The organism is Sphingomonas sp., from assembly GCF_036402235.1.
Lineage (GTDB): Bacteria > Pseudomonadota > Alphaproteobacteria > Sphingomonadales > Sphingomonadaceae > Sphingomonas.
Window position 1 is genome coordinate 32,758 of record NZ_DASWTG010000040.1, and the last position, 24,485, is coordinate 57,242.

Genomic DNA, 24,485 nt, shown 5'->3' on the forward strand with positions numbered 1-24,485 from the left:
GAAGGTGCGGCGGGGGCTGATTTGGGCCGGGATCATCTTCATGATCCTGGCGGCGGCGGGTCTGTTCGGCTGGCGGTTCGCGGTGAACTGGGCGCCGGCGCGGACCGACTATGCCGTGCAGGGAATCGATGTTTCGGAAGCCAGCGGCGAGGTCGATTGGGCGACCGTCAAGGCGAAGGACGTCGATTTCGCCTATGCCCGCGCGACCGAGGGCGCGGCGGCCCGCGACGCGCGCTTTGCGCAGAACTGGGCGGGGATCGAGGACGCGGGGCTGCGCCGCGGCGCGATCCATGTCTTCTCCCTCTGCAATCCCGCCGAGGCGCAAGCGGGCGCCTTCGTCGCGACCGTGCCGCGCGACCCCGGCGCGCTGCCCGCCACGATCGACCTCAGCTTCCACGAGACCTGCCCCGCCCGCCCCTCGCGTGAAGTGGTGCTGACCGAGATCCGCCGCCTCGCCGCGGTGATCGAGACGCATAGCGGCAAGCCCGCGATCCTGCGCATCGCGCCAGCGTTCGAGGCGCAGTATCAGGTGAGCGCCGCGATCCCGCGTCCGCTGTGGAGCATCGGCCTGTTCCGCAAGCCCGACTATCTCGCCCGACCCTGGGCGATGTGGCAGAGCAGCACGATCCGCCGTATCGAGGGCATCGAACGGCCGGTGAACTGGAATGTGGTGGCATCATGAGTGACGAGATCAGCGACGAGATTGCCGACACCCTGATCGCCGCCGCGCGCGAGGCTGCGCGCAACGCGCACGCTCCCTATTCCAACTTCGCGGTCGGCGCCGCGTTGCTGCTGACCAACGGCGAGATCGTCACCGGCACCAATTTCGAGAATGCGAGCTACGGCCTGTCGCTCTGCGCCGAGACGGTCGCTGTGGCGCGTGCCAATGCGGAAGGGAAGCTGCGTCAGATCGTCGCGGTGGGGATCGTCGGCGGGATGATGCGCGGCGGCGTCGCGCACGGCACGGACCCGATCCGCCCGTGCGGGCGCTGCCGCCAGGTGCTCAACGAAGCCGCGCAGATGGGCGGACGCGATCTCGCCGTCTATTGCGCCGGGGCGGAGGGCGGGGCGGTCGAGGCGCACCGCCTGTCCGACCTGCTCCCCCACGCATTCGGCCCCGGGGATCTGGGCATCCGATGACGCTCGCCAGCTCGATGATCCGCACCTTCGTGCCCGGCGGCAAGGATTTCGCCGCGTCGGAGGCGTTCTACAGCGCACTCGGTCTCGAGCAGATCTTCGACGCAGGCGACGTGGTCGGCTTCCGTCACGGCGCGCACGAGTTCCTGCTCCAGGACTTCTGGAGCGAGGAATACGCCAACAACTTCATGATGCAGCTGATCGTCGCGGATCTCGACGCCTGGTGGCGGCATATCGAGACGCTCGACCTGCCCGGCCGCTTCGGCGTGCGCCCGCCGCGCGCGCCGGAGATGATGCCCTGGGGGCTGCGCGAGATCCATCTGATCGGGCCGGGCGGCGAGCTCTGGCACATCGTCCAAGCCTGACCTACGAGGACCGAATGAGCATTCTTTCCGACCGCTGGATTCGCGAACAGGCCCAGAACCACGGCATGATCGAGCCGTTCGTCGAGGCACAGCGGCGCGAGGGGTGCATCAGCTACGGCCTCTCCTCCTACGGCTATGACGCGCGCGTCGCCGACGAGTTCAAGATCTTCACCAATATCGACAGCGCGGTGGTGGACCCCAAGGACTTCGCCGGCAACAGCTTCGTCGATCGCCAGACCGATGTCTGCATCATCCCGCCCAACAGCTTCGCACTGGCGCGGACGGTCGAGTATTTCCGGGTGCCGCGCGACGTGCTGGTGATCTGCCTCGGCAAATCGACCTATGCGCGTTGCGGGATCATCGTGAACGTGACCCCGCTCGAGCCCGAATGGGAGGGGCATGTCACGCTGGAATTCTCCAACACCACGCCGCTGCCCGCAAAGATCTACGCGAACGAGGGCGCGTGCCAGTTCCTGTTCCTCAAGGGGAACGAGCCGTGCGAGACCAGCTATGCCGATCGCGCGGGCAAATATATGGGGCAGCGCGGGGTCACCCTGCCCCGGCTCTGATCCGAACGGGCAAGTTTCATTCGCCCTGAGGGACCTGACGGGCGGGCTCGCGCCCGCCCCTTCGTTCAGCGCGACGCCTGGCGCGCGGCGTTGTCGAGCAGCCGCAGGCCGCGATGGGCCACCAGATGCGACGGCGCGACCTGGCCGTCCGCCACATCCATCGCCACCGGATCGAGCGTCAGCACGCGATCATAGATCGCCCGCGCCTCCGCATGACGGCCCGTCTTGGAATAGACCGCCGCAAGGTTGAGCAGCACCTCAGGACGCGCCGGGAAAATCTTGCGCTCCGCCAGCAGCTTGCGCTCGGCGGTTGCATAGTCGCCATTCTGGATCGCGACCTTGGCATAGGGATCGGCGCGAACCTGCGCCTGCGCCGCCGGGCTCAGCGCCAGCGGCGCCGCAAGGACAATTGAGGCAAGAGCAATACGCACGACATCTTCTCCTGTTTGTTACAATTCAATGACACAAACGTGTCACTGATGTTGCAAACCGGCAAGTGCGTATGTTGCACTTTTATGACGACGCTTGTGCGGGGCATCGATTGCGGATCGCGCATGCGCAAGTTGACGGCACAAAAAAGGGGCGGCCCAGGCCGCCCCCTCTGATCGAGTTCGGATGCGCTTCGCGCGGTCAGAAGTCGTTGCGATACTGCTCGTTCCCGACGAAGCCGAGCTTCGTCACGCCGGACCGCTTGATCACGGCGAGCGCTTCATCGACCACCTCGTACCGCGCCTGCGGATCGGGCTGGAAGTGCAGTTCGGGCTCAGGCTTCATCTGAAGGCTCTGGTCCAGATACTGGCGCATCGTGAGCAGATCGATCGGGCTGCCGTTCCAGAACATGTTGCCCTGGGGGTCGATCGTGATCTTGTTCTTCTGCGGCTCCACCGGGGGTGGAGTCGAAGGCTGGTTGTTCTGAGGCAGGTCGACCTTCACCGCGTGCGTCTGTGCGGGGATGGTGACGATCAGCATGATGAGGAGCACGAGCATGACGTCGATCAGCGGCGTCGTGTTCATTTCCATCATCGGCTGGCCATCGTCCTGACCTCCGGCGCTCATTCCCATGACGTGTACTCCTGAACCTTATTGCGCCTGGACGCCAGGGGTGGGCTGCGAAACGAACCCGACCTTGACGAAGCCCGCCGTCTGCATCGTGTAGATCACGCCGCCCACGCAACGGTAGGGCGTGTTCACGTCACCGCGGATATGCACTTCCGGAATATCGTCCGGCGTGATCTTGTCGCCAAGACGATCGACCACCGCCTTCAGCTTGTCCGAGCTCTTCTTGAGCAGGTCTGCGCTGTTGATCGGCGACATGCCCCAGAATACCTGGCAGCTATTGTCGGTCGGGCTTCCGCGCACCGCGAGCAGCACGTTCTCCGGCTTGGTCTCGTTCGGCTCGAACTGCACCTTGGGCAGTTCCAGCTCGACCGACTGGATAGCCACCGGAATCGCGATCAGGAAGATAATAAGGAGCACCAGCATGACGTCCACGAGGGGCGTCGTGTTGATGTCCGACATCGGTTTTTCTTCGGCGGAGTCTCCGCCTACACTCATCGCCATTGGCGCAATCCTATCTTTCGCATCCTGTCCCCGGACCTGGGGTCCGGAAGGCGGCCGCGCGGTGCGGCTGGCGCCGCGCGGCCGTCAAGTCGAATGTCAGGCCTTGGCAGTGGTGGTCGCGACCGGGGGCGCCTTGGGCGCAGCGGCCGGGGCCTTCTTGCCCGTCGACGGGCGCACGCGGCCGTCCGAAGCCAGGTAGCCGAGCACGTCGTTCGCGAAGCCGCTCATCTGCTCCTGGATCGCCTTGTTGCGGCGCTGCAGCCAGTTGTAGGCAAGCACGGCCGGAACGGCGACGACGAGGCCGAGCGCGGTCATGATGAGCGCCTCACCGACCGGGCCGGCGACGGTGCCGATCGACGCGTCACCCGCCGCACCGATCTTGATCAGCGCGCGGAAGATGCCGACGACGGTGCCGAACAGGCCGATGAACGGCGCGGTCGAACCCACGGTCGCGAGGAACGCGAGGCCGCCGTTGAGCTGCGAGTTGATCGAGTCTTCCGAGCGCTTGAGCGAGCCGTGCAGCCAGTCATGCGCTTCGATCGGATCGGTCAGTTCCTTGTACTGGTCCTGCGCGGTCAGCGCGTCATCGACCAGCTGGCGATAGGCCGAGTCCTTCTCGAGCTTGGCAGCGCCTTCGCGCAGGCTGTTGTTGCTCCAGAACGACGCGCGGACGCGCTTGTACTGGTTGAGGATCTTCTGCTGCTCGAACACCTTGGTGAACAGGATGTAGAGCGAGAAGAAGAGCATCACCGTCAGGATGGTGGCGGTGCCCCAGGCGATCACGCCGCCTTCGTTCATCGCGTGCAGGATGTCGAAGTTGGTGGGCGGCGGGGCTCCGGCAGCGGCTCCGGCGGCGAGGATGGTCGTCAGCATGTTCAGTTCTTTCCCTTGCAAGAATGTTGGTCAGCGCGGGGGCGGCGGACCGGATTCACGTTCAACTACTCTTGGATCTGCCACCGGAAGCGGAGTGACTTGCGCCCGCCATTGGTGGGATTTCCGGCCGCGTCGAGCGCGGGCGAATAACGGCCGCGGCGCTCCACCAGACGACAGGTCGCCTGATCCAGTGCGGACGAGCCCGACGACGAACTGACGGTGCAGCCCTCGATTCGGCCTTGCGCATTCACGTTGAACGAGATGCCGACCGAACCCTGCTCGCCGGCGCGCAGTGCGGACGGCGGATAGTCGTCGTTGGTCACCCAGCTCGCCGGATTGCCCTTGGCAGCCGCGGCCTTGCTGATCGCCGGCGGAGGCGGCGGGGGCGGCGGTGCAGGCGGAGCCGGCGGCGCGGGCGGCGTCGGCGGCTGGCTCGGCGGGATCACCGTGGTGGTCGCGATCGGCGGTGCCACGCTCGGCACCGGAACGACGGACGGCGGCACGACGACCGTGGTCGGCGGCGGCGGAACCGGCGTGTCGGGCGGCGGCGGCGGAGGCGGCACCTCCTCCGGCGGAGGCGGCGGCTCTTCGATGTCGAAGACGTCCATCTGTTCCGCCTTCTTCTTGATATATTGGTAAGCGAGGCCGGTTACGAACACGTAACCCAATGCCGCCAGAATCACCGCCACGATCACGCTCGCGACGATACGGCTGCCTCCTACATCACGATCTGCGTAGGCCATTCAGCAACTTAACTCCTTCATTCGGCCGCGCCGTTGCCCGGCACCTTGGCATCTTTATCGGCGTGGCTCGACCGTGCAGTCGTCGCGCGACTGTCGGCAGAGGCGCGAGTCCTATCGCGGCGATTTGCGTGACGCAAACGCTTTGTCGGACGCAATAAACGTATAATCCGCCCATGGCAGAAATATTTCTGTATGCCGCAAGCACATTCGCCTAGGCTGGTGGCCATGTTCCGGACCCGTTTCGTTTTGCTTTCCGCCGCGATTGCCGCAACTTCGCCGCAATTGTTAACGTCCGCCTCTGCGCAGGCCGTTGCGCAACCCGCAACGATCGTCCCCCCCTATGCAGAAGTCGCCGATCTGATCCTCGACTCCCCCGTCGTGCTCGATGCGCAGGTGCGCAGCGCCGCGCGAATCAAGGGCGCGGAGGCCGCTAACGTCGCCGCAGGGCGCGTGCGCTACTATGTCGAGGCCGATGTGCTGGCGCTGATTCGCGCGCCCGGCGCGATGCCGACGCGGGTCGGCTATGTCGTCGACGTCCCGTTGGATAGCCGCGGCAAGGCGCCCAAGCTCAACAAGCGGCGCGTGCTGCTGTTCGCGCGTCCCGTTACGGGGCAGGCGACGATGGTGCAGCTCACCACGCTCGATTCGCAGCGCGACTGGTCGGCGGATCTCGACGCCCTGGTACGCCGCGTCGCGCAGGAAGTCGTCGCCCCTGGCGCGCCGCCCGCGATCACCGGGCTCGGCAATGCGTTCCATGTCCCCGGCACGCTGCCGGGCGAGGGGGAGACGCAGATCTTCGTCCAGACCGCGACCGGCGCGCCGATCTCGCTGTCGATCCTGCGCCGCCCGGGCGAGCAGCGCCGCTGGGCGGTGGCGCTGGGCGAGGTGGTCGACGATGCCGCCGCGCCGCCGCCGCGCGACACGCTATTGTGGTATCGCCTCGCCTGCGGCCTGCCGCGTGCGTTGCCCCAGGCGAGCACCGCGAACGAGGATCCGGCCAACGCCGCGCTGGCGCGCGAGGATTACGCATTCGTGCTACAGCAGCTCGGGGCCTGCCGCCGTTAGGCCCGTGCAGATCATGGGAGAAGGCCGATGCGATCCTTGCCGCTGGTTCCGCTGTTCGTGAGCCTGGCCGCCTGCGCCACGCCGCAGCCGGGCCCCGGCGCCGGCATGGTGACGCTGAACGGCACCGCGAGCTATCGCGAACGCATCGCGCTGCCGCCCGATGCGCGGCTGATCGTCACCGTCAGCGATGTGTCGCTCGCCGACGCGCCCTCGGTCACCATCGCGCAGACCGAGGTGAAGACCGAAGGCCGGCAGGTGCCGCTCCCCTTCGCGCTCAGCTATCACCCGGCACGGATCGAGCCGCGGCGCAGCTACGCGGTGGCGGCGCGCATTCTCGATGGCCGGGGCGAGCTCGCCTGGATCACCGACAAGCGCAATCCGCTGCCCCCGCCGGGCCAGCCGATCGAGCTCCGGCTGGTGCAGGTCCGGCGATAGCATTTGTTGGTGCCCTTACGGCGCGTGGCACCGACCCGCTCAAACGCGAACTAACGCCGGTGGCGCACCATGGTGATGCCGATCCTCTCGTCCGCCTCGGCAATGGCGAGCTTGACGATCTCGACCTGCACGCGCTGCACCCGCTGGTCGCCGGCGAACAGCGTCTCGGCGATATGATCCGCCACGCCCTCGATCAGCGTGAAATGCACGCCCTGCGGCAGCGCGGTCGAGGCGGCGTGCTTGAGGTCGAGATAGCTTTTCGACGCGCTCAGCGGCGTATCGGGCTCGAAATGCGCGGGCGGCACCATGTCGACGGTGATCGAGATGCGCAGCGGCTGCGGCAAATGGGTCTCCTCGGAATAGACGCCGGTGAGAACCTGAACCTCGAAGTCGCGGACCTGAAGCTGGAGAAGATCGTGCAAGAAACCATGCCTTCCGGAAGGATGCCGCGCCCATAGCAGAACGCGCGGCGGCGGAAAGCCTCTAGGCTGGTTGGATTCAGCAGCGCTGAACCAGACACTAAGCCCCCGCGCTGGGCCTCGCCGCCGCCGCCGCATGCCAGCGGCGCAGCTGCGCCAGCCGCTCGGGCACGACGAGCTTGGCGGCGCGCGCGAAATCGATCGTCACCAGCGCGGTGATGTCGGCGAAGCTGTAGCCGTCGCCCGCGATCCATTCGCGGTCCGCAAGGCGCGCGTCGAGCGCTTGCGCGAACCCTTCCCACATCACCGCGCCGCGCGCCGCGAGTTCGGGGATCTGCGCGACCGTCAGGCCCGCGCCGGGGATCGCGCGATCCTTGAACGCGGGCACGGTGTTGCGCAGCACATAGACCGCGGCGGCATAGCCGTCCGCCTCGATCCGCCGGGTCCAGCTTTCGATCCGGCCGATCTCGATCGGCGTCGTCCCGAACAAGGGCGGCTCGGGATGCAGTGCCTCGAAATAGCGGCAGATCGCGGCCGATTCGCACAGCACCTCGCCATCGTCGAGCTCGAGCGCGGGAACCGCGCCGCGCGGGTTGATGCGCAGATAGGCGTCGCCCAGATGCTCGCCGCCGCGCAGGTCGATCGCCTCGCACGGCACGTCGATGCCCTTCTCGGCAAGGAAGATGCGCACGCGGCGCGGGCTGGGCGCCCAGGGTGCGTCATAGAGCTTCATCGCGGGCCTCCTTGCGGAATCGCTTTGAGTCCATCCCGATGACGGCTAAAGGCGCGCGCCCCCGGCGTCCACCCCCGGCGGGCGGGAGACGCGATTGTTCGATCTGGTGCCGCTTGCCGATATGCCCGCCGGGGAAGTCGAATCGCTGCTCGACGCTGCGTTCGGCACGGATCGTCATGGCCGCACTGCCTATCGCGTGCGCGCGGGCATGCGCGCGATTCCCGAGCTGAGCTTCGCTGCGGTCGAAGGCGGCACGCTGGTCGGCAGCATCCAGTGCTGGCCGGTCGCGCTCGCCTGCGACGACGGCAGCCGCGTGCCGATGGTGATGGTCGGCCCGGTCGCGGTCTCGCCGGCGCGGCAGAATGTCGGCATCGGCCGCGCGCTGATGTGGAAGGCGATCGAGGTCGCCCAGCCACGCGGCGAGCCGCTCATGCTGATCGGCGATCCCGAATATTACGCCCAATTCGGCTTCGATGCGGAGGCGACCGGTCAGTGGCGCCTGCCCGGCCCGTTCGAGCAGCGCCGCCTGCTCGCGCGCGACCGCGCGCCGGACCGTGCCGGCATGGTCGGCCCGCGCTAGCGCGCATCGCGGCGGGAGGTTTGGTTCACGCGAAGGCGCAGAGGCGCAGAGAGCGCAAAGCTGGCATGCCCGGACGCGCGCAGCGCCCCCCTACTCTGCCGTTGCAGCACGCGCTGCCGTCGAACAATGCGGGCCGCTGAAGCGGCAGAACGACATCTCTGCGTCTCTGCGTGAACCAGCTTTCTCTTCCTCCTTCGCGCCTTCGCGCCTTGGCGTGAACAACCCCCTCTTCGTCGCCCGCCCTTTACCGGAACACGCAAATCAGCCTAACGGCTTGGCAATGCCGATGCCCGCCCAACCCGATCTCGCCAGCCTCTCCCTTGCGGAGATCGCAAGGCTGGCGGACGAGCAGAAGCTGCCTCCGGTCGCCAGCTGGGACCCGGCGCATTGCGGGCACAGCGACATGCGCATCGCGCGCGACGGCACCTGGTTCCACCAGGGGTCGCCGATCGGCCGCCCCGCGATGGTCCGGCTCTTCTCCACCATCCTGCGGCGTGAGCCGGACGGCCGGCATGTGCTGGTCACCCCGGTCGAGAAGCTCGACATCGATGTCGAGGACGCCCCCTTCGTCGCGGTCGAGATGAAGGTCGAGGGCGTCGGCGCGGATGCCGAGATCGCCTTCCGCCTCAACACCGGCGATCTCGTCCCCGCCGGCCCCGACCATGCCATACGGTTCGAGGAGCGCGAGGACGGCCCCCACCCCTATCTCCACGTCCGCGCGGGGCTCGAGGCGCTGATCGCGCGCCCGGTCTATTACGAGATCGCCGCGCTCGCGCTCGACAACGGCTCCAACCCGCCCGGCATCTGGAGCCGCAGCGCCTTCTTCCCGATCGAGCCGGCATGACGCTGCCCGTCAATTCACTGGCAGATCGCCTGCGCGCCGCGCTCGCCGCAGAACATGAGCATGCTCCCGTCCTCTTGTCGGGCGACCTGCGCGACGTGGCCGCGGAGAGCGACGGCGTGCCGACCCCCGCCGCCGTGCTGGTCGCCGTCACCGACCGGCCCGCGCCCGGCGTGATCCTGACCCAGCGCACCGATTCGCTGCGCCGTCATGCCGGGCAGATCGCCTTTCCCGGCGGCCGCATCGATCCCGGCGATGCCGATGCCGCCGCCGCGGCGCTGCGCGAGGCGCAGGAGGAGATCGGCCTGCCCCCGCACGCCGTCGAGCTGGTGGGCGAAGCCGACCGCTATCACACCGTCACCGGGTTCGAGGTGCAGCCGGTGGTCGGCGTGATCGCGCCCGACCTGATCTTCACCCCCCAGCCCGACGAGGTCGCCGCGGTGTTCGAGGTTCCGCTGGACTTCGTCCTCGACCCCGCGAACCATGTCGAGACCAGCGTCGAATGGCAGGGGCGGGACCGGCATTATTATGAGATCGCGTGGCGCGACCATCGCATCTGGGGGGCGACCGCGGCGATGCTGGTCAACCTCTCGCGGCGCCTGAGGTGGGCGCGATGATCCTCCCCGACGCAGCCTGGCGCCGCCAGCCCGGCCTCGATCGTCTCGCCGCGACGCTCGGCCCCGGCAATGCCCGCTTCGTCGGCGGGGCGGTGCGCGACACGCTGCTCGGCCTGCCCGTCACCGATGTCGACGTCGCGACCCCGCTTGCGCCGGAGGACGTCGTCGCGCTGCTCGAGCGCGCCGGGATCAAGGCCGTCCCCACCGGCATCGCGCACGGCACGATCACCGCGGTCAGCAGCGGCACGGTGATCGAGGTGACGACCTTGCGCCGCGACGTCTCGACCGACGGCCGCCGCGCCACCGTCGCCTTCACCGGCGACTGGCGCGAGGACGCGGCGCGGCGCGACTTCACGATCAACGCGCTCTACGCCGATCCGCACACGGGCGAGATCTTCGACTATTTCGGCGGCCTCGCCGATCTCGAGGCGCGCCACATCCGCTTCATCGGCGACCCGCTCCAGCGCATTGCCGAGGATCACCTGCGTATCCTGCGCTTCTTCCGCTTCCTCGCGCGCTTCGGCGATGCGCCCGACCAGGCCGCGCTCGACGCCTGCACCGCGCGCGCGAACGACCTGATGGCGCTCTCGCGCGAGCGGATCCGCGACGAGCTGCTGAAGCTCTTGGTCGCGCCCGATGCCGTGCGCGTGTTGCGGCTGATGGTCGAGCGCGACATCCTCAAGCCGGTGGTGCCGGAGATCGATAGGGCGGGCGTCGACCGGCTCGCAGCGCTTGCGGGATATGAGGCTGCGGCAGATCTCCCCCCGGAACCCGTCCGCCGCCTCGCCGCGGTCCTTCCGGCAGACGCCGCGGCCAACGAAGCGGTCGGCGCGCGGCTCAAGCTCTCCAACGCCGAGCGGCAGGCACTGGCGAGCGCGATCCGCGCCGATTTCGCCGAAGGCCCGCTCGCGCTCGCCTATCGCATCGGCCCCGATCGCGCGGCGGACCGGCTGCTGCTCGCAGGCGATGCGGCGGGGGCACGTCAGGCCGCAGGCTGGGTCCCGCCGCGCCTCCCGCTCAGCGGCGGCGCGTTGATCGGGCGCGGCCTGTCCAAGGGGCCGGACGTCGCGAAGGCACTCCGCCGGATCGAGGATCGCTGGATCGCGGAAGGCTTCCCCGGCGCCGAGCGCGCGGGTCAGATCGCCGACGCAGTGGTCGCCGAACTGCTGTCGCGCGGGTGAGATCGCCGTCTGAAACGGTGTTCCGCATTTGGATGACAACAGAGAGCAGGGATGATGGCGGAGAGCCGTCTCTCAAGCGGCGCTGCTGCTGTCGCGCGACAGCAGCGCATAGGCATCCGCCGCCGCCAGCGGGCGCGCATAGAGATAGCCCTGGCCATAGGTGCAGCCGAGCGCCGCGAGCGTCTGGGCAAGCTCGTTGGTCTCGACGCCCTCCGCGGTGGTCCGCATCCCCAGCGCCTGCGCCAGGCTCAGGATCGCGCGCACGATCGCGATCTTGTCGCGGTCGGCGAGCATGCCGGTCACGAAGCTGCGGTCGATCTTGAGCACGTCGATCGGCAGCCGCTGCAGATAGGCAAGGTTCGAATAGCCCGTGCCGAAATCGTCCATCGCCAGCGTCGTGCCGAGCGCCTTCAGCGCGTGCATCGTCCGCGCGATATGGTCGGGATCGGTGACCAGCGCGCTTTCGGTCAGCTCGAGCGTGATGCGGCGGCCGTCCACGTCATTGGCGGCAAGCGCCGCTTCGACCATCGGCGCGATCTGGTCGCGCTGCAGCTGGATCGCCGAGAGGTTGACCGCGACATTGACCCCGCAATCGCCGCCCGCGGCCGCATCCCATAGCGCGACGGTGCGCGCCGCCTCGTGCATCGCCCAGCGGCCGAGCGGGACGATCAGCCCGGATTCCTCGGCGACCGGGATGAAGTCGCCCGGCGGCACCACCTTCCCGCTTTCGGTGGTCCAGCGCGCGAGCGCCTCGAACGAGACGATCCGGCCGGTGGCAAGGTCGCAGATCGGCTGGAAGCTCAATGACAGCCCGCCATTGTCGATAGCGCGGCGAAGCTCGGTCTCGATGCTGAACTGCTGGCGCGCAAGGTCGAGCGCGAGCGTCTGGTAGATCTCGGTGCGCCCGCTCTTCTTGGCGCGCTTCATCGCGAACTGGGCGTGGCGGATCAGCTCCTCGGCATCCGCCACCGACTCGTCGCCCACCGCGATGCCGATCGAGCAGTCGACGCGGATCTCGAAGTCGGAGAGGCGGAACGGCGTGGTCAGCGCGTTCTGGATGCGCTTGGCGACATGGAAGGCATCGCTCGTCCCCTCGTCCAGCGCGAGTTGGATCGCGAATTCGTCGCCTCCCGTTCGCGCCAGCACGTCATGCGCGCGCAACGCCCCCTTGACGCGCCGCGCGACCGAAATCAGCAATTCGTCGCCCGAAAGCCCGCCCATGCACGCGTTCACGCGGCTGAACCGGTCGAGGTTGATGATGAGCACCGCGAATTCGCTCATCCCGCCGCGCTCGATCTCCTCCTCCAGCCGCTCGGCGAAGCCGGCGCGGTTGGGCAGGCCGGTCAGGCTGTCGCTCAGCATCTCGCGGCGCAGGCTGCGCTCGGTGCGCAGCTCGGAGGTCCGATCGATCAGCGTGACGAGGCAGCGCCCGTTCGCCTTGTTCGATGCACGCCGCGCCAGCTTGACCCGGAAGCGCCGGCAATCGACCGCTTCACCCAGCTCCCAATCCAGCTCCTGCTCGGTCGCGTCCGAATCGATGAAATCCGCGATCCGGGCGCCGAGCAGGCGGATCAGGGGCGACTGGTCGGCGATCGTGCCCAGCCCGGCGAGGCGGAAGGGGCGGTTCACCGTCTCGAAGGCGAAGCGGCCTTCCTTCCATTCGACCACCGCGGCGGCAACCGGAAGCATGTTGAGGATCTGCGCCGCGCCGCTCGGGCCAAGCAGGCGCGCGTCCTCGCCCTCGACCGGGATGGAGGGGCGCACGGTCTTGTCCTTGCTTCGGCGGGACAGCAGCATCACTGAGGGGTGCTACCGCGATTTGGTTAAGAGCGGCTAAAGGCGAAGCGGCAAAAGCACCCGATTCAGAAGCGGTTATCGCGCGGGAAGCCCATCGGCGGCATCCGTCCCGCAGCGCCGCGCGCGGCGCGCCACGGCGCCAGGTCGGTCTCGCTGCGCGTCCGCCCCTGCTCGCCGCCCATCCGCCAGGACAGGCCGTCGGCAAAGCGGAAGGTGACCGCGTCGCTGAGCCCGCCGTCGCGATAGCGCTGCAGCTGCACCCCCTGCCCCCGCGCCAGCTCGGCCAGCTCGGTCATCGGGAACACCACCAATTTCCGGTTGTCGCCGATCGCCGCGACATAATCGTCCTCGGGCCTGACCGGCTTGACCAGCTTGAGCACCGCGCCGGTGCGCGGCGTCACCACCTGCTTGCCCTTGCGCGTCTCGGCGATCACGTCCTCGGTCTTGACCAGGAAGCCGCGCCCGTCGCTCGCCGCGACCAGCAATTTCGCCGCCGCGCTCGCGGGCAGCAGCCCGGCGATGCCGGTGCCGCCGTCAAGGTCGATCATCAGCCGCACCGGCTCGCCGAACCCGCGCCCGCCGGGCAGCTTGTCCGCCGCCAGCGTGTAGAAGCGGCCATTCTCCGCCGCGAGCAGCAGCTTGTCCGTCGTCTGCGCGTGAAAGGCGATGAACGGGCCGTCGCCTTCCTTGAACTTGGCGGCGTCGGCGCTGGCCAGCTCGGCATGCCCCTTCATCGCGCGGATCCAGCCGCGCTGCGACAGGATCACGGTGATCGGCTCGCGCTCGATCATCGCCTCCAGCGGGATCTCGCGCGCCGGCGCTGCCTCGGCGACCAGCGTCCGCCGCGCGCCCAGCGCGGTCTCCGGGCCGTAGCGGTCGCGGATCCTGGTGAGGTCGCGCTTCATCCGCGTCCGCTGGCGCGCGTCGCTCGACAGCAGCGCCTCCAGCTCGGCCTGCTCCTTGGCCAGCGCCTCGCGCTCCTTGCGCAGCTCCATCTCCTCGAGCTTGCGCAGTGCGCGCAGCCGCATGTTGAGGATCGCCTCGGCCTGGCGGTCGGTCAGCTCGAACTCGGCCATCATCACCGGCTTGGGCTCGTCCTCGGTGCGGATGATCTGGATCACCCGGTCGAGGTTGAGATAGGCGATGATATAGCCGTCGAGCAGCTCCATCCGGTCGGCGATCTTGGCCAGGCGATGCTCGGACCGGCGGCGCAGCACGATGAACTGGTGGTCGACCCAGGCGGACAGCGCCTGTCTGAGGCTCATCACCCGCGGCGTGCGCGTATGATCGAGCACGTTGAGGTTGAGCGGCACCCGCACTTCGAGGTCGGACAGGCGGAACAGGCTCTCGATCAGCGTGTCGGGATCGACGGTGCGCGCGCGCGGCTCCAGCACGATGCGGATCTCGGCATCGGATTCGTCGCGCACATCGGCCAGGATCGGCAGCTTCTTGTCGTTGATCAGCGCCGCGATCTGCTCGATCAGCTTGCCCTTCTGGATGCCGTAGGGGATCTCGGTGACGACGATCTGCCAGGTGCCGCGCCCCTGGTCCTCCAGCGCCCATTTGGCGCGGACGCGGAAGCCGCCGCGGCCGGTGGCATAGGCCTCGGCGATCGCCGCGGGGCTATCGACGACGATGCCGCCGGTCGGGAAGTCCGGCCCGCGCACCAGCTCCAGGATCTGCGCGTCCTCCGCCCTGGGCTGGTCGATCAGCAGGATCGCGGCGTCGATCAGCTCGGCGGCGTTGTGCGGCGGGATGCTCGTCGCCATGCCCACCGCGATGCCGCTGGCGCCGTTGGCGAGCAGGTTGGGGAACAGGCCCGGGAACAGCTCGGGCTCGTTCTCCTCGCCATTATAGGTCGGCTTGAACTCGACCGCGTCCTCGTCGAGCCCGTCCATCAGGTCGATCGCGACCTGGGTCAGCCGCGCCTCGGTATAGCGATAGGCGGCCGCATTATCGCCGTCGATATTGCCGAAATTGCCCTGCCCGTCGACCAGCGGGTAGCGCAGCGCGAAGGTCTGCGCGAGCCGCACCATCGCGTCGTACACCGACTGGTCGCCATGCGGATGGTATTTGCCGATCACGTCGCCCACGACGCGCGCGCATTTCTTGTAGCCCTGGCTCGGATCGAGCCGCAGCAGCCGCATCGCCCACAACAGCCGCCGGTGCACCGGCTTCAGGCCGTCGCGCACGTCGGGGAGCGAGCGCGCGGTGATCGTCGACATCGCATAGACGAGGTAGCGCTCGCTCAGCGCGCTATCGAACGGGGCATCGACGATCTGGTCAAACGGGTCGGAAAGGTCGGTGGACATCCGGGGTCGATAGCAGGGCGATTGCAGCCTTGCGAGGGGGCGCCACGCGCCGGCGGGTTAGGAATTCGGTTCACGCGAAGGCGCGAAGGCGCGAAGGCGCGAAGATGTTGTGCTGCCGCGCAGTGGCCTTCATTCCCCGATCGATCCAGCATGGCGCGAAGGCGGGGAAACATGGGGCGCTTCGCGCCGCGAGAAGACATCTTCGTGTCTTTGTGCGAAAAAAATTCCTCCTCTTACTTCTCTTCGCGCCTTCGCGCCTTCGCGCCTTCGCGTGAACCAACCTTCTCCAAACCCTCTCCGCCGATCGCCAACCGCCGCTCATCCCGGCGGCACCAGCGCGCCATAGGGATCGTCCCCCAGCGACGCGCGCACATCGGCGAGCAGCCAGTCGCGAAAGGCGCGGATCTTGGGCAGGTTGCGCTTGTGCTCCGGATAGACCAGCCAGAAGCTGTTCTTGTAGTACACCATTTCCGGCAGCACCTGCACCAGCCGCCCCTCTGCGATCGTCGACAGCCACATCGGCGGGGACAGCATCGCAAGGCCATGCCCGGCAACCGCGGCGTTGCCGATATGCACCTGCGACTGGAAATCGACGCCCGGCTGCGACGCCACCACCGCATCGCCGAACACCGATCGGAACCACAGATCCCACCAGCTGTCGTCGGGCGACACGCGCGGCAGGCCGAGCAGGTCGGCGGGCGAGCGGATCGGCGGATGCGCCGCGAGAAACTCCGGGCTCGCCATCACCGTGAACGGCATGCGCATCAGGAAATGCGAGACCAGCCCCGGCCACGGCCCATGCGCGCCGCGGATCGCGACATCGGCATCGCTCGCGGCAAGGTCGATGATCTCGTCCGACACCAGCACCCGCACCGCGAGCTCGGGCCGGGCGACCTGGAAGCTGCCCAGCCGCCGCGCCAGCCAGTTGGTCGAGAAGGTGCCGGGTGCGGAGATCGTCATCACCGCCTCGTCCTCGGCGCGCGCGCTGGCAAAGGCTTCTGACAGGCCGTCCAGCGCCGCGCTCACCTGCGGCGCGATGCGCTCCCCGGCGGGCGTCAGCACCACCCCGCGCCCGCTCTTGCGGAACAGCGCGATCCCCAGCCGTTCCTCCAGCAGCTTCACCTGATTGCTCACCGCCGCCTGGGTCATCCCCAGCTCCTCGGCGGCCCGGGTAAAGTTGCCCCGCCGCGCCGCGGCCTCGAAAACCCGGACGGCGGCAAGTGGCGGAAGCTGGCGCATCGCCGATTCATAATCTCCAATGATGGTTCGCGTCGATCCTTTTGTTGGTCCTGCGCAACGGAAGCCGCCATTTCAGCGCTCGGGAACAGGCCCCTCGAACATTGGGAGCAAGACGATGCACGAACCCTATGCAGACCGCTTCTGGGCGGAGAACCATCAGGTGCTGAGCGACGGGATAGACCGCGGTTTCTCGCAGATCGGCAAGGCGCTTCGCCGCCTCATCGGCCGCGTGGTGCCGCCCGACGCGAGCGAGGCGGCGCGCAAGCGGACCTATTGCATCGGCTGAGCCGAGGCAGGGCGCAAGACGTGGTGCCGATCCATAGCGATTGGTCATCGATCAAATGTGGCGAAAAAAGGGCATTGCCGAACACCCTCCAATGTGATGTTCTATCACTGCACGACGAGTCGTGCCTTGTGAGCGATGAAACGAGCATTATCGGAGAGGGAGTACGGCCATGCGATGGACTTCGGGTTCGGCACTTCTGGTTCTGGCATTGGCGACCGCAGGCTGCGGCCCGGCCCCGCAGGGCGAGAGCCGGTCGGGATCGGAAGGGTTGACGGCGCAGGAACGGCCAGCCGCCGAACCGGCGCGGGAAGTCGTGGCCGACGTCGCTTCTGGACCCGCCGGCATCGCCGTCACCGCGGCTCCCGGCGTCGCCTTCAACTATCACTACGCCTTCTCGCTCCCCGCCGCCCGGATCTCCGCCGCGCAGGAGGGGCATGCCGCGGCGTGCGAGAAGCTCGGCATCGCCCGCTGCCGCATCACGGGCATGCGCTACCAGCTGCTCGGCGAGGACCGGGTCGAGGCGATGCTGGCGTTCAAGCTCGATCCCACCCTCGCCCGGCAATTCGGCAAGGAAGGCATCGCCGCGATCCAGAAGGCCGAAGGCACGCTGATCGATGCCGAGATCACCGGCACCGATGCCGGCGCGGAGATCACCCGCCTCGCCGCCGAGCGGGCGCGCGCGCAGGAGGAACTCGCGCGGATCGACCGCGAGCTCGCCCGCTCCGGCCTGCCCGCCAGCGAGCGCGCCGAGCTGCAACGCCAGCGCGCCGAGATCGCCCAGCGGATCGAGGGCGCGCGCAGCGCCAGCAGCGAGCAGCGCGAATCGCTCGCCAACACGCCGATGACCTTTGACTATCGCTCGGGCCGCGCCGTCCGCGGCTTCGATGCCGGCGCGCCGCTCACCAGCTCGCTCGACCTGCTCGCCGCCTCGGCGCAGGCGACGCTCGCCTTCGTGCTCGGCGCGATCGCGGTGCTCGGCCCGCCCGCGCTGGTGGCGCTGCTCGGCCTGCTCGTCTGGCGCCGCTTCCGCCCGCGCGTGCGCCGCCCCAAAGCGGCGGAGGTTGAGGCCAGTGACTAAGGCGGGCACGGCGGCTGGAATAATCCTCCCCCGCCAGGGGGAGGTGGCGCCGAAGGCGACGGAGGGGGAGGACTCCCAACCAACGTTATCGCGTCCGCCCCCTCCGTCAGCCTCTGGCTGACACCTCCCCCTGGCGGGGGAGGATCGAAACGGGCCTCTCGGCCCAACCTCCAATTGCACCCAGGGCCTGCTTCCGATATAGGCCCACGCCAAGCCCCGGCGTCCGCGCGAAACCCAAGCGCCGCCGGGGCACCGTGTTTCTGAAGGACCGCAGCACCGATGGCACGCCGCCGCCAGATCTACGAGGGCAAGGCCAAGATCCTCTACGAAGGCCCCGAACCCGGCACGCTGATCCAGTATTTCAAGGACGACGCCACCGCGTTCAACGCCCAGAAAAAGGGCACGATCAGCGGCAAGGGCGTGCTCAACAACCGCATCAGCGAGCATATCTTCACGCTGCTGGGCAGCATCGGCATCCCGACGCACTTCATCCGCCGCCTCAACATGCGCGAGCAGCTGATCCGCCAGGTCGAGATCGTCCCGATCGAGGTCGTCGTGCGCAACGTCGCCGCCGGCTCGCTGTCGAAGAAGCTCGGGATTGAGGAAGGCACGCAGCTCCCGCGCACCATCGTCGAATATTATTTCAAGGACGATGCGCTGGGCGACCCGATGGTCACCGACGAGCATATCCTGTGCTTCGGCTGGGCCAGCCAGGAAGAGCTGCACGACATGGCCGACATGGCGATCCGCGTGAACGATTTCATGTCGGGCCTGTTCGCCGGCATCGGCATCCGGCTGGTCGACTTCAAGCTCGAATTCGGCCGCATCTGGGACAACGACTACAGCCGCATCATCCTCGCCGACGAGATCAGCCCCGACGGCTGCCGCCTGTGGGACATGGTCAGCGGCGAGAAGCTCGACAAGGATCGCTTCCGCCGCGATCTGGGCGGCGAGGTCGAAGCCTATCAGGAAGTCGCCCGCCGCCTCGGCCTGCTGCCCGAAGGCGCCGATTCGGCGGTGCTCGACCTCGAAAGCCACCGCAAGCGCCGGGGCAAGTAAGCCCCGGCCTGCCCGCCTGGGGCGGATCGGCATTTGGACACCAGTCCTCCCCCGCCAGGGGGAGTGTCAGGTTGACCGTGCCCCGCACGGTCAAGGATCGTCCGGGGGACGATCCGACCTGACACTCGCCGAAGGCGACGGAGGGGGAGGAAGCGAACCGCTGATGTTCCGCTGCCCGCTCCCTCCGTCAGCCTGCGGTCGATACCCCCTGGGGAGGATTGAACACTAGATATCGATCCGCCCTACCCCTGCGCCTTCATCCCGGCGATGATCCCGAAGATGAACGAACAGATCAGCGCGATCGTCGTCATCCCGCCCGGGTCGGTCCAGCCGAAATAGCCGCGGCCGAACGCCATCAGCGCCACGAACAGCGCGATTGCCAGAAACGCCATTGCACGCACTCCCCCGGTCGCGCCCCCGCGGGCGCGACTCGGCAGCGCCGAGTGTCGCCGCGGCCGGTAAACGACTGGTGAAGCCCCTTGCGTTCCCGCCTGAGTGCGGCACCGGCCCGCTCCCCCACCAGTGTGGGGTGAACAGCGCCCCGCGCTGTTCAGGTCATGCTGGGGGCATGACCGGCCCCACACTCCCATATGATACTGCCGTTGGGTGGCCGGGTGGGGGAGCGGGCGGAGCAGCCCAAGGTTCCGGCGATGCGAAGCATCGGTGGAATGGCTGCGGAGGGTGGTGCCGTTCGGCAACGCCGAACACCGGGCTTGAACCTGCGCGCTACCCGGCCCATAGGGCGCGGCAAATCCCCGGAGGCAAATCCATGAAGCTGCGCATCGTCGTCACCCTCAAGAACGGCGTGCTCGACCCGCAGGGCAAGGCGATCGAGCATGCGCTCGGCTCGCTCGGCTTCTCGGGCGTGGGCGAGGTTCGCGTCGGCAAGCTGATCGAGCTCGACGTGGCGGACGGCACCAGCGATGCGGACATCGACGCGATGTGCCAGAAGCTGCTCGCCAACACCGTGATCGAGAATTACCGGGTGGAAAAGCCATGAAGACCGCGGTCATCGTCTTCCCCGGCTCCAACTGCGACCGCGATCTCGCCGTCGCGATGGAGAGCGTCACGGGGGTCAAGCCGTACATGGTATGGCACGGCGAGAGCGAGCTTCCGCAAGGCCTCGGCCTGATCGCGCTACCCGGCGGCTTCTCCTATGGCGACTATCTGCGCTGCGGCGCGATCGCGGCGCGCTCGCCGGTGGTGAAGGCGGTGGTCGCCGCGGCCGGGCGCGGCACGCCGGTGATCGGCATCTGCAACGGCTTCCAGGTGCTGACCGAGACCGGGCTGCTGCCCGGCGCGCTGATGCGCAACGAAGGCCTCAACTTCGTGTGCCGCGACGTGGATTTGACGGTCGATAACAGCCAGACGATCTTCACCAGCCGCTATGCCGCGGGCGAGACGCTGTCGGTCCCGGTCGCGCATCACGACGGCAACTATTTCGCCGACAAGGAGACGCTCGACCGGCTCGAGGGCGAAGGCCGCGTCGCCTTCCGCTATGCCGGCGACGTCAACGGCTCGGCACGCCAGATCGCGGGCATCGTCAACGCAGGCGGCAACGTGCTCGGCATGATGCCGCACCCGGAGCGCAAGATCGAGGCCGCGCATGGCGGCACCGACGGCCGCCGCCTGTTCGAGGGGCTGCTCGAAGCGGTCGCCTGACCGCCCGCCGGCACGGCGGTTCGGCCGGCCCCGCTTCGCCCTCCGCGACGCGGACTCGCATCGGCGGCACCGCAGCGCATCGGGCGTGGCGATGCTCCACCTTCCCCACCGCAACGCGGAAACGCGATTCCGGCAAAAGCAAACTTCGTCACCGACTTGTTCCACTTTCCCCACCGTGCGCCCGCACCGCCGGGCGCGCCAAAGCCCCTTGACTCCGACGCAAAAATAACCTATATGGTTATCGTGATATGCGATTCTGGAACAATCTGGTGGCACGGGCGAGCAGCAGGATCGCGCTCGGCCAGAGCATCGTATTCCAAATGTCCTTCCAATTGCCGGAAGGAACGATTCGGCGCCCTTCGGCGACCGAATCCCAAAGGTCCCACGCCTCGCCCGCCAGCGCGGCGGCGAGCGCCGCCGCCCATGGCTTCCAGCTTCTGAGCGGCCAGCGAAAGGCCAGCGCCGCGGCGAAGAAGACGATCAGCCCGACATGGATGTGCAACGCATCCTTGGCGAGGCCGGTGGCATCGACCAGCCAGAACTTGGCCGCCTGGAAAACGCTGTCCTTCATTCAAGCCTTCATTCAGACGCGGGTGCGGAAGGGCGTGAAGTTGGTGCCCTCGTCGAACACGTCCACGCCCTCGCGCCGCTTGAGGAAGCCGACCACGGCATAGGTGACCGGGGTGAGCACGACTTCCCACAGCACCTTGAGGCCCCAGTTGGTGAGCATCACCGTCACCACCTGCCCGGTCGTCCACTCGCCGAGAAAGGCGAGCGGGTAGAAGATCAGGCTGTCGACGCCCTGGCCGAACACCGTCGATCCGATGGTGCGGCTCCACAGATGCCTGCCCGCGGTCAGGATCTTCATCCGCGCGAGGACGTAGGAATTGACGAACTCGCCCGCCCAGAAGGCGATCACCGACGCGCCGACGATGCGCCACACCTGCCCGAACGCGGCCTCATACACCTCCTGCCCGCCCCAGCCCGGCGCCGGCGGCATCACGACGATCACCCAGCACATGACGGCGGCGAACACCGTCGCGCCGAACCCCGCCCAGATCACGCGGCGGGCACGGGCATAGCCGTAGATCTCGGTCAGCACGTCGCCGAGGACGTAGGAGAGCGGAAAGAACAGGATGCCGGCGCCGAAGGTCAGCCCGCCGAGCGTCGCGACCTTGGCCGCGCCGACCACGTTGGAGAGGACCAGCACGACGCAGAACGCCGCCATCACGAAATCATAATAGCGGAAATGCCCGCCCGCGACCTGGCCTGCATTGATCCGTACCGGCGCCGCTTCGTCGTTCATTGCCCGCCCCTTCGCATGGTGCGGCGGACTATATGGCGGTTCACGCGCCGCGCAATCCGCGCTAACGCACGGCCAGCGCGCGCCCGTAGCTCAGCTGGATAGAGCACGAGCCTTCTAAGCTTGGGGCCGCAGGTTCGAATCCTGCCGGGCGCGCCAGCCCTCCTTCCGGCACCATATTCAGGCAGAGGCTCCGCGTGTGGGGACGCCGGCCGGTCAGCGTCCGCGAGCCTTCTTCGCACCGCCGCATCCTTGGCGCCGCTCAACGCAATGTTTATTGCCTACTTATCAGATAGGAATAGGATCGTCGCATGGAGTCGTCATTTTGGAGAAACGGGCATGTCCATTTTCTCGCCCCATGACGTGAATTCGCCGATCGTCCTCACCGTGCCGGGTCTCGGCGGATCGGGGCCTTCGCACTGGCAGAGCCTGTGGGAGGAATCGCGTCCGGATACTCGCCGGGTGGAGCTCGGCATGTGGAGCACGCCGCACCGCAACAGCTGGGTGACCAAGCTCGATCAGGCGATCCGCGAGGCGCAGGCGCCCGTGGTGCTCGCCGCGCACAGCCTGGGCTGCCTGGCGGTCGCCTGGTGGGCGGAGCTGGCGGGGCAACCCTATGGCTGGCCGGTGGCGGGTGCGCTGCTGGTGGCGCCGGCCGATGTGGATGGCGGGGAGCATCCGGCCCTACGCGCCTTTGCGCCCTCCCCATCCAGGCCGCTGCCCTTCCCCTCGATCCTGGTAGCGAGCACCGACGATCCGTGGGTGCATATCGACCACGCCCGCAATCTCGCCGCCAACTGGGGCAGCGTGTTCGTGGACGCGGGCGCGCAGGGCCATCTCAACGCCGACAGCGATCTCGGCTGGTGGCAGGAGGGCCAGGTGCTGCTCGACCGCGTGCTGGATGCCGCGAGCGACCGGCGCGGACGCTCGCGGCGGGTGGAGCAGCACACCGTGCTGGCGGTCAACGCGACCGACGCAGCGCAGCGCCACTATCTGGGCTAACCTCTCCCGCAGCGCGGTCCGGGCGCACCCAAGCGCGTCCGGGCTGCGCGCCCTCGCAATTCAGTGGAGGGGAATCAGGCCCGCGCCCCGCCCTCGGCCGGCGCCTCGTTCCAGCGCAGCGCCTTCAGCACGGTATCGACGATGTGCGGGGCGTTGAGGCCGGCCTCGTCATATTGCAGCTCGGGCTTGTCCTGATCTTGGAAGATGTCGGGCAGGCGCATCGTGCGCAGCTTGAGGCCGTTGTCGATCAGTCCTGCGTCGCTCGCCATCGTCAGCACATGCGCGCCAAGACCGCCGATGGCGTTCTCCTCGATCGTCACCGCCACCTCATGCGTCGTCAACAGGCGACGGATCAGCGCTTCGTCGAGCGGCTTGGCGAAACGCAGATCGGCGACGGTGGTGGAGAGGCCCTTGGCCTCGAGCATCTCAGCAGCCTTGAGCGCCTCGGCGAGGCGCGTGCCGAGCGAGAGGATCGCGACCTTCTTGCCTTCACGCACGATGCGGCCCTTGCCGATCTCGAGCAGCTGCGGCTCGGGCAGCGGCACGCCGGTGCCGTTGCCGCGCGGATAGCGCACCGCGATCGGGCCGGCGTCATACTCGGCGGCGGTCCGGGTCATGTGGACCAGCTCCGCCTCGTCGGCGGCCGCCATCACCACGAAGTTGGGCAGCGTCGCGAGATAGGTGACGTCGAAGCTGCCGGCGTGCGTCGCACCGTCGGCGCCGACGAGGCCGGCGCGATCGATCGCGAAGCGCACCGGTAAGTTCTGGATGGCGACGTCGTGGACGACCTGATCGTAGGCGCGCTGCAAAAAGGTCGAATAGATGGCGCAGAAGGGCCGCATGCCCTGCGCGGCGAGGCCCGCGGCGAAGGTGACGGCGTGCTGCTCGGCGATGCCGACGTCGAAGGCGCGGTCGGGATGCGCCCTGGCGAACTTGTCCACGCCGGTGCCGGACGGCATCGCCGCGGTGATCGCGCAGATCCTGGGATCGGTCTCGGCGAGCTTGGCGAGCGTCTCGCCGAACACGTTCTGATAGGCGGGCGGCCCCGGCGGCGCCTTGGCCTGCGCGCCGGTGATGACGTCGAACTTCTGGACGCCATGATATTTGTCCGCCGCGGCCTCGGCCGGGGCATAGCCCTTGCCCTTCTTGGTCACGACATGGACCAGGATCGGGCCCTGCTCGCTGTCGCGGACATTCTCGAGCACCGGGATCAGGTGATCGAGATTGTGGCCGTCGATCGGGCCGACATAATAGAAGCCCAGCTCCTCGAACAGCGTGCCGCCGGTGACCATGCCGCGGGCATATTCCTCGGTCTTCGACGCCGCGTTGGTCAGGCGGCGCGAGATGCGGCGCGTGATCTTCTTGGCGAGGCTGCGCAGTCCCAGATATTCGGACGAGGACACGACGCGCGCGAGATAGGCCGAAAGCCCGCCCACCGGCGGCGCGATCGACATGTCGTTGTCGTTGAGGATGACGAACAGGCGATTGCCCGCCTGTTCGGCATTGTTCATCGCCTCATAGGCCATGCCTGCGCTCATCGCCCCGTCGCCGATCACCGCGCTGCCGCGGCCGGGCGTGCCGGCGAGCTTGTTCGCGACCGCGAAACCGAGCGCCGCCGAGATTGAGGTC

General features: G+C 68.1%; 30 protein-coding genes and 1 tRNA gene. 17 read left to right on the forward strand and 14 right to left on the reverse strand.

Annotated features, from left to right (window positions below):
- Positions 1-4 precede the first annotated feature (4 nt).
- The 4 genes from VGD28_RS07830 to dcd are packed head-to-tail and all read left to right on the forward strand — an operon-like array spanning position 5 to position 2,071.
- Positions 5-682 (forward strand): GH25 family lysozyme, encoded by a 678-nt coding sequence (locus VGD28_RS07830; protein ID WP_331027777.1) that lies wholly within the window; start codon positions 5-7, stop codon positions 680-682.
- Positions 679-1,140, forward strand: coding sequence for a cytidine deaminase (locus VGD28_RS07835; protein WP_331027778.1), 462 nt, complete (start codon positions 679-681; stop codon positions 1,138-1,140). Before VGD28_RS07830 ends, VGD28_RS07835 begins: the two co-directional genes overlap by 4 nt.
- A complete protein-coding gene (locus tag VGD28_RS07840) occupies positions 1,137-1,502 on the forward strand; it encodes a glyoxalase (RefSeq protein WP_331027779.1) in 366 nt (121 codons plus the stop codon). The genes VGD28_RS07835 and VGD28_RS07840 overlap by 4 nt, the downstream gene beginning before the upstream one ends.
- 14 nt (positions 1,503-1,516) lie before the next feature.
- Positions 1,517-2,071, forward strand: coding sequence for a dCTP deaminase (gene dcd, locus VGD28_RS07845; RefSeq protein ID WP_331027780.1), 555 nt, complete (start codon positions 1,517-1,519; stop codon positions 2,069-2,071).
- Positions 2,072-2,136: 65 nt separating this feature from the next.
- Here the strand turns inward: dcd and VGD28_RS07850 are convergent, their stop codons facing one another.
- The 5 genes from VGD28_RS07850 to VGD28_RS07870 form a co-directional block, all read right to left on the reverse strand.
- Positions 2,137-2,502, reverse strand: coding sequence for a tetratricopeptide repeat protein (locus tag VGD28_RS07850; RefSeq protein WP_331027781.1), 366 nt, complete (start codon positions 2,500-2,502; stop codon positions 2,137-2,139).
- Between the two features lie 199 nt (positions 2,503-2,701).
- Positions 2,702-3,133: a biopolymer transporter ExbD gene (locus tag VGD28_RS07855; RefSeq protein ID WP_331027782.1), complete on the reverse strand. Its 432-nt coding sequence runs from the start codon at positions 3,131-3,133 to the stop codon at positions 2,702-2,704.
- 18 nt (positions 3,134-3,151) lie between these two features.
- Positions 3,152-3,631: a biopolymer transporter ExbD gene (locus tag VGD28_RS07860; RefSeq protein WP_331027783.1), complete on the reverse strand. Its 480-nt coding sequence runs from the start codon at positions 3,629-3,631 to the stop codon at positions 3,152-3,154.
- A 96-nt stretch (positions 3,632-3,727) separates the two neighbouring features.
- A complete protein-coding gene (locus tag VGD28_RS07865) occupies positions 3,728-4,504 on the reverse strand; it encodes a MotA/TolQ/ExbB proton channel family protein (RefSeq protein ID WP_331027784.1) in 777 nt (258 codons plus the stop codon).
- Between the two features lie 65 nt (positions 4,505-4,569).
- A complete protein-coding gene (locus VGD28_RS07870) occupies positions 4,570-5,247 on the reverse strand; it encodes a TonB family protein (RefSeq protein WP_331027785.1) in 678 nt (225 codons plus the stop codon).
- 282 nt (positions 5,248-5,529) lie between these two features.
- On the opposite strand from VGD28_RS07870, the gene VGD28_RS07875 reads away from it, so the two are divergent.
- Together VGD28_RS07875 and VGD28_RS07880 are read left to right on the forward strand one after the other, a co-directional pair.
- On the forward strand, positions 5,530-6,312 hold the full coding sequence (locus VGD28_RS07875; RefSeq protein ID WP_331027786.1) for a hypothetical protein: 783 nt from the start codon (positions 5,530-5,532) through the stop codon (positions 6,310-6,312).
- Positions 6,313-6,339: 27 nt separating this feature from the next.
- Positions 6,340-6,747: a YbaY family lipoprotein gene (locus tag VGD28_RS07880; RefSeq protein WP_331027787.1), complete on the forward strand. Its 408-nt coding sequence runs from the start codon at positions 6,340-6,342 to the stop codon at positions 6,745-6,747.
- A gap of 50 nt (positions 6,748-6,797) precedes the next feature.
- On the opposite strand, the gene VGD28_RS07885 is transcribed toward VGD28_RS07880, so the two are convergent.
- Both VGD28_RS07885 and VGD28_RS07890 read right to left on the reverse strand, forming a co-directional pair.
- Positions 6,798-7,169, reverse strand: coding sequence for a dihydroneopterin aldolase (locus tag VGD28_RS07885; RefSeq protein WP_331027788.1), 372 nt, complete (start codon positions 7,167-7,169; stop codon positions 6,798-6,800).
- Positions 7,170-7,266: 97 nt separating this feature from the next.
- Entirely contained in the window at positions 7,267-7,899 is a 633-nt protein-coding gene (locus tag VGD28_RS07890; protein ID WP_331027789.1) for a glutathione S-transferase family protein, read from the reverse strand.
- A gap of 94 nt (positions 7,900-7,993) precedes the next feature.
- Between VGD28_RS07890 and VGD28_RS07895 the strand changes: the two genes are divergently transcribed.
- The 4 genes from VGD28_RS07895 to VGD28_RS07910 all read left to right on the forward strand — a co-directional run bounded on the left by VGD28_RS07895 (position 7,994) and on the right by VGD28_RS07910 (position 11,118).
- The gene (locus tag VGD28_RS07895; protein ID WP_331027790.1) at positions 7,994-8,479 is read left to right on the forward strand and encodes an N-acetyltransferase; all 486 of its coding nucleotides are present in this window, start codon (positions 7,994-7,996) and stop codon (positions 8,477-8,479) included.
- A gap of 280 nt (positions 8,480-8,759) precedes the next feature.
- Positions 8,760-9,323 carry a DUF1285 domain-containing protein gene (locus tag VGD28_RS07900; RefSeq protein ID WP_331027791.1) on the forward strand — a complete coding sequence of 188 codons (564 nt, stop codon included), beginning with the start codon at positions 8,760-8,762 and terminating at the stop codon, positions 9,321-9,323.
- Positions 9,320-9,937 carry a CoA pyrophosphatase gene (locus VGD28_RS07905; protein ID WP_331027792.1) on the forward strand — a complete coding sequence of 206 codons (618 nt, stop codon included), beginning with the start codon at positions 9,320-9,322 and terminating at the stop codon, positions 9,935-9,937. The genes VGD28_RS07900 and VGD28_RS07905 overlap by 4 nt, the downstream gene beginning before the upstream one ends.
- Complete coding sequence (locus tag VGD28_RS07910; RefSeq protein ID WP_331027793.1) at positions 9,934-11,118, forward strand: CCA tRNA nucleotidyltransferase; 1,185 nt, start codon at positions 9,934-9,936, stop codon at positions 11,116-11,118. Before VGD28_RS07905 ends, VGD28_RS07910 begins: the two co-directional genes overlap by 4 nt.
- Positions 11,119-11,190: 72 nt before the next feature.
- Here VGD28_RS07910 and VGD28_RS07915 read toward each other — a convergent pair whose 3' ends face one another.
- From VGD28_RS07915 to VGD28_RS07925, 3 genes are all read right to left on the reverse strand, one after another.
- Entirely contained in the window at positions 11,191-12,807 is a 1,617-nt protein-coding gene (locus tag VGD28_RS07915; protein WP_331027806.1) for a putative bifunctional diguanylate cyclase/phosphodiesterase, read from the reverse strand.
- A 173-nt stretch (positions 12,808-12,980) separates the two neighbouring features.
- The gene (gene parC, locus VGD28_RS07920; RefSeq protein ID WP_331027794.1) at positions 12,981-15,227 is read right to left on the reverse strand and encodes a DNA topoisomerase IV subunit A; all 2,247 of its coding nucleotides are present in this window, start codon (positions 15,225-15,227) and stop codon (positions 12,981-12,983) included.
- 318 nt (positions 15,228-15,545) lie between these two features.
- Positions 15,546-16,466, reverse strand: a complete 921-nt coding sequence (locus VGD28_RS07925) for a LysR substrate-binding domain-containing protein (RefSeq protein ID WP_331027795.1) — start codon at positions 16,464-16,466, stop codon at positions 15,546-15,548.
- A gap of 115 nt (positions 16,467-16,581) precedes the next feature.
- On the opposite strand from VGD28_RS07925, the gene VGD28_RS07930 reads away from it, so the two are divergent.
- The 3 genes from VGD28_RS07930 (at position 16,582) to purC (ending at position 18,889) form a co-directional block, all read left to right on the forward strand.
- Positions 16,582-16,752 (forward strand): hypothetical protein, encoded by a 171-nt coding sequence (locus VGD28_RS07930; protein ID WP_331027796.1) that lies wholly within the window; start codon positions 16,582-16,584, stop codon positions 16,750-16,752.
- A gap of 169 nt (positions 16,753-16,921) precedes the next feature.
- A complete protein-coding gene (locus VGD28_RS07935) occupies positions 16,922-17,830 on the forward strand; it encodes a hypothetical protein (RefSeq protein WP_331027797.1) in 909 nt (302 codons plus the stop codon).
- Positions 17,831-18,109: 279 nt separating this feature from the next.
- Complete coding sequence (gene purC, locus VGD28_RS07940; protein ID WP_331027798.1) at positions 18,110-18,889, forward strand: phosphoribosylaminoimidazolesuccinocarboxamide synthase; 780 nt, start codon at positions 18,110-18,112, stop codon at positions 18,887-18,889.
- A 242-nt stretch (positions 18,890-19,131) separates the two neighbouring features.
- On the opposite strand, the gene VGD28_RS07945 is transcribed toward purC, so the two are convergent.
- Positions 19,132-19,281, reverse strand: coding sequence for a hypothetical protein (locus VGD28_RS07945; RefSeq protein ID WP_331027799.1), 150 nt, complete (start codon positions 19,279-19,281; stop codon positions 19,132-19,134).
- A 377-nt stretch (positions 19,282-19,658) separates the two neighbouring features.
- Between VGD28_RS07945 and purS the strand changes: the two genes are divergently transcribed.
- On the forward strand, positions 19,659-19,889 hold the full coding sequence (gene purS / locus VGD28_RS07950) for a phosphoribosylformylglycinamidine synthase subunit PurS (protein WP_331027800.1): 231 nt from the start codon (positions 19,659-19,661) through the stop codon (positions 19,887-19,889).
- The gene (gene purQ / locus VGD28_RS07955) at positions 19,886-20,551 is read left to right on the forward strand and encodes a phosphoribosylformylglycinamidine synthase subunit PurQ (protein WP_331027801.1); all 666 of its coding nucleotides are present in this window, start codon (positions 19,886-19,888) and stop codon (positions 20,549-20,551) included. The genes purS and purQ overlap by 4 nt, the downstream gene beginning before the upstream one ends.
- A 238-nt stretch (positions 20,552-20,789) precedes the next feature.
- Here the strand turns inward: purQ and VGD28_RS07960 are convergent, their stop codons facing one another.
- Both VGD28_RS07960 and VGD28_RS07965 read right to left on the reverse strand, forming a co-directional pair.
- Positions 20,790-21,122, reverse strand: a complete 333-nt coding sequence (locus tag VGD28_RS07960) for a hypothetical protein (RefSeq protein ID WP_331027802.1) — start codon at positions 21,120-21,122, stop codon at positions 20,790-20,792.
- Positions 21,123-21,134: 12 nt separating this feature from the next.
- On the reverse strand, positions 21,135-21,857 hold the full coding sequence (locus VGD28_RS07965; protein WP_331027803.1) for a queuosine precursor transporter: 723 nt from the start codon (positions 21,855-21,857) through the stop codon (positions 21,135-21,137).
- Between the two features lie 79 nt (positions 21,858-21,936).
- Here VGD28_RS07965 and VGD28_RS07970 point away from each other — a divergent pair.
- Both VGD28_RS07970 and VGD28_RS07975 read left to right on the forward strand, forming a co-directional pair.
- Positions 21,937-22,013 (forward strand) — tRNA-Arg (locus VGD28_RS07970).
- 180 nt (positions 22,014-22,193) lie between these two features.
- Positions 22,194-22,856: an alpha/beta hydrolase gene (locus tag VGD28_RS07975; protein ID WP_331027804.1), complete on the forward strand. Its 663-nt coding sequence runs from the start codon at positions 22,194-22,196 to the stop codon at positions 22,854-22,856.
- 74 nt (positions 22,857-22,930) lie between these two features.
- Here VGD28_RS07975 and dxs read toward each other — a convergent pair.
- A partial coding sequence (gene dxs / locus VGD28_RS07980) for a 1-deoxy-D-xylulose-5-phosphate synthase (protein WP_331027805.1) occupies positions 22,931-24,485 on the reverse strand: 1,555 nt, incomplete at its 5' end.